This is a genomic window from Amycolatopsis pretoriensis, from assembly GCF_900107925.1.
GTDB classification, from domain to species: Bacteria; Actinomycetota; Actinomycetes; order Mycobacteriales; family Pseudonocardiaceae; genus Amycolatopsis; species Amycolatopsis pretoriensis.
On the sequence record NZ_FNUJ01000026.1, the window covers coordinates 1 to 3,814 of the forward strand.

Consider the following 3,814-nt stretch of genomic DNA (forward strand, 5'->3'; position numbering starts at 1 on the left):
GGTTGTCTGGTGGTGGGGTGTATGTGAGCTGCCCAGTCGCATGATTGGAGGTGAGGAAGCCGCGGGTAGCTGCTGCTGACACAGCTGAGCGTTCGCGTGACGATGCGGGCCGGCTGGTGTGGCGATGCCTGCGGCTGTGAGGAGGAACGAGGATGACGAACCCGGATTTCGCTGAATCCGACCCGGTCCGTGCCATGGATAACGCGTGGGCGACGTTCGAGACCGAGATGGACAAGCTCGGCCAGCTGGGCAAGCACTGGGATGAGGCCCGCACGACCGTGCACCCGAAGGACCGGTCGCTGACCATGACCCTGGACGGGCGGGGTGAGCTGGTGGAGCTGACTTTCAACGGCTCCAAGTACCGAACTCTGCCGCCTGCCCAACTGGCCCAGATCATCGTCGAGACCCTGCAGAAGGGGCGAGCCGAAGCCCAGCAGAAGATGTCCGATCTGATGGGCGAGGCCAGTGTGCCGGGACTGGATCTAGCGGGAATGGCCGCCGGCGAGGTGCGACCGGACGAGATGATCAAGTCGATGTTCGGACCGATGCTGGAAGGATTCGGTCTCGACGTCGACCTGTCTGGCCGACGGCCGCGGCCGGACGGTGAGACAAATGGCTGACAAGCTGTTCATCGATCCGGAGGGGATGAGGTCGGCCACTCAGCAGCTGACGAACCTGGCGGCGGATTTGAAGGCCGCGCAGGGGAAGCTGTCGGACGTGCTGGCGCAGTACGAGGGGGCGTGGGGGACCGACGAGCCTGGTGAGGCGTTCGAGAAGAACTACTACCAGAAGGCCGAGAAGGACCGGAAAGGTCTCGGCAATGCTGCGGAGGGAATGGCTGCTTCGGCGCGCAATATGCAGAAGAGTGCGGAGTTCATGGAGGGCTTGGATTCATCGGCGGCTCAGGCGTTCGACGAGCAACCTCCGCCTTCGTCTCCGCCGCCGTCGGAGAGCGATCAGTAGTTGTTGTTTTGTCTCGTATTCCTGGTGTGATCATCGACAGCCGGGGGAGAGGTGTAGTCGGTGGTCACGAAGGAAACCGGTGGTGGTACGCACGGCGGGGGCGAGTCGAGCTCCGCGCACGGCAAGGGGGCGTCGCTCAGTCATCACGTTTCGGAGCAGCTGCAGACCTTCTGCAAAGTCGTCGTCGGTATGGCCTTCCCGGAGGGTGACCACAACGCACTGTATGCCATGGCGGATGCGTGGGAGGAGTTCCGTCGCGCTCTCGAGGCGATCAACGCCGGGATGGAGAAGCTGGTTCCTCAGTTCGAGCGTTCCATGCAGGGCGCGACCGCTGAGCGGAATCTGGAGTACCTGAAGTCCGTTCGCGATGGACTCAAGGCTGAGCAGGAAAAAGCCCAGGATTACGCGAAGATGTGCCGCACTGCGGCTGCGGATATCGTGAAGACGATCATCATGTTCGCGGTGATGCTGGCGATGGTGCTGGCGACCATTATCGCGTTGGCGATCTCGGTGTTTGGTTCGTTCGCGATTCCCGGCACAGTGGCAGCGGCTCGCGTCGCATTGACGCAGATGTGGAATGCCCTGGTTCGGTCGATTTCCCAGTTGACGGTGCGGCAGGTCGGGATGGCCGTGGGGAAGGTCGCCTGGACGATGGGCAAGTACGCGGCGGCCAACGCCGGTTTGATGACGGGCTTGGATGTCACCATCCAGGGATTCCAGAAGGTGGACCACAAACGCGACGACATCGACCTGGATTCGCTGAAGAATTCGGCCATCGGCGGGGGGATCGGCGGGGCGGCGTTCGGCGCGTTTCGCGGGGCCGCGAAGGTCGGCCTGGGGATGATCGGTGACGACGTGGGGAAGCGCGTCCCCGGTTGGGTTCGGGGGATCGGGCAGATCGGCTACGCGATGACGCAGGTCGGTGGCGTGATGGCGAGCAATCCCCTCGTGAATGTGGCCACCGGGGGGCATGGTGAGTTCTGGGCGGGCGCGTTGGGTGGTGCCGCGCACTACAACACGGTCAAGCCCGGCAGCATGTCAGCCAAGGTCGACGATGCCATGTGGAAGAGTGTGCGCGGCGACTTCAGCTGGGTCCCGCGCGTGGGCGAGGCCCGGGGGCCGGAGCTGGATGCGGGCCTGGCCGGCGGCTCTCTCGGCGCGTCCCGTGAGATCTCCGAGGTCGAGAGTTCGTCTGTCCCGCAGGTGTTTTCCGACGCTCGTGCGGCCATTTCGTCGGCGTTGGACGCACCCTTGTTTCCCCGTGCGAACGCGCGGGCGATGCGCGGCGAAGGAGCCGGCGGTTCGGCGGAGGCCGGCGACGGCGCTGCGGAGGTGACGGCCGGTGACGGTACCAAGCTAGGACGGCTGTTCGCCGGCGAAGACAGTCGCCCCAGCACGGTCTCGGATGGTCAGAGCGGAGCCAACCGGGACGCGTCGATGTCTGGTAACGCTCGAAATTCGGAGGCGGCGTCCGTTGCCGGCTCGGCCGAGAGTTCCGGGACCGCGATGTCCGGCGAGTCGAACTCGGCGAATGATCAGCGCTTCGGTGCGGCAGGCTCCAGCGGGTCGAGTTCGCCGGATGCCGCGGACAGCTCCGTCTCGGGCACCGGTCAGGCCGCTGACACGGGATCCGCTGCAACCCATCCTGCATCCGCGGCTTCGGCCGGAGATGCAGTTTCCGGACGGCCGCAGCTGTCGGTCGACACGTCCTCGGCGGAACGGTTCCTGGCCGGGACTTCCGCCGATTCGGTGAGTTCCGCGACGACTTCCGACAACGGGTCGGGCCGAAACAGCTGGTCCGCGTCGGTGCCGGACTCGGCTGGCTCACCGGCGAGCTCGGTGGGTTCGCTGCCGGGCTCGGGAACCCAGCACCTCGCAGCGGCGCACCGGTCAGGTGCTGGTTCGAGTCCGGTCGGCGAAGGTCCACGGGTGGATCACGGCTCGAGTCCGGACGTCGCGCCGAAGGCGACGTCGTCTGCGCCGCTGCTGCGGGAGATGCCGGTGACCGCCGGCGGTGCTCGCGCCGGGTCGGTGCCGACCTCCGGCGGAGAGCCGGCCGTCGGCCGGGCGCAGCCGAAGATCGAAGCGACCGGACCGGACAGCACGTCACGGACCGCGCCGGAGTCCGAGGTCCGGCAGCCGGAGGCGTCCGCGAAGGCGGGTGCGGGCGCGGCAGTCGCGCGGCCGGCGGCGAGCTCCGAGCCTGTCCGGTCCCTGCCTGGGGGAGAGGCGGGGACCCGGATCTTGCCGTCGTCTGCGGATACCGGCGCTGCGGTCGGCTCCGGTCGCGCCACATCACCGGTGAAGCCTGGCCAAGTCTCCGACCGACTTCTGCTGACGCCCGATCCGCCCGGTCCGCGGCCGGTCGACCCTTCGAGGCCGGCACGGCCCGCGACTCAGCTGGACAGCGAGGCCGGGTCTGCTGCTCGGGCTTCTGATTCAGCGCAGGTCAAGGCGAGCGCCGTCAGCGTCACGCCGGCTTCGGTTCCGCGGTCCGCGACCGGGGAAGGACCCCGGGCGGGTGGTATCGATCCGGGGAATAGCGGCGGGGGAGTCGTCGATCGTGGTGGGTCGATGCCCGGACCGCGGCCATCTGCGACGCTCTTGCCGCTGGACGGCGGTCTGGGACAGAAGCCGACCGTGGGTGTGCGGCCTGAGAGGCTGGAGGTGAGCCCACCAGGGCGGCCGACGGATCCGGGTGGTTCGGATCGCGGGACTGATCGGACGCAGCCGGAGCAGTCTTCGCGGTCGGACAGGTCTGCGCCCGACAGGTCACGAGCAGGTGATGAAGCTGCGGCGGCCGCAGTGGCCGCTGCCTATTTGACGTCGGTGCACGAGACTGAGGTGACGC

Annotated in this window: 3 protein-coding genes; all 3 read left to right on the plus strand. The window is 67.3% G+C overall.

Annotated features, from left to right (window positions below; genetic code table 11):
- The first annotated feature begins 152 nt into the window (after positions 1-152).
- Positions 153-620 (plus strand): YbaB/EbfC family nucleoid-associated protein, encoded by a 468-nt coding sequence (locus tag BLV96_RS48945; RefSeq protein WP_086678587.1) that lies wholly within the window; start codon positions 153-155, stop codon positions 618-620.
- The gene (locus tag BLV96_RS48950) at positions 613-963 is read left to right on the plus strand and encodes a hypothetical protein (protein WP_086678586.1); all 351 of its coding nucleotides are present in this window, start codon (positions 613-615) and stop codon (positions 961-963) included. The genes BLV96_RS48945 and BLV96_RS48950 overlap by 8 nt, the downstream gene beginning before the upstream one ends.
- A 60-nt stretch (positions 964-1,023) precedes the next feature.
- Positions 1,024-3,814, plus strand: a 2,791-nt coding sequence (locus BLV96_RS48955; protein ID WP_143051173.1) for a WXG100-like domain-containing protein, incomplete at its 3' end; no start/stop codon positions are given.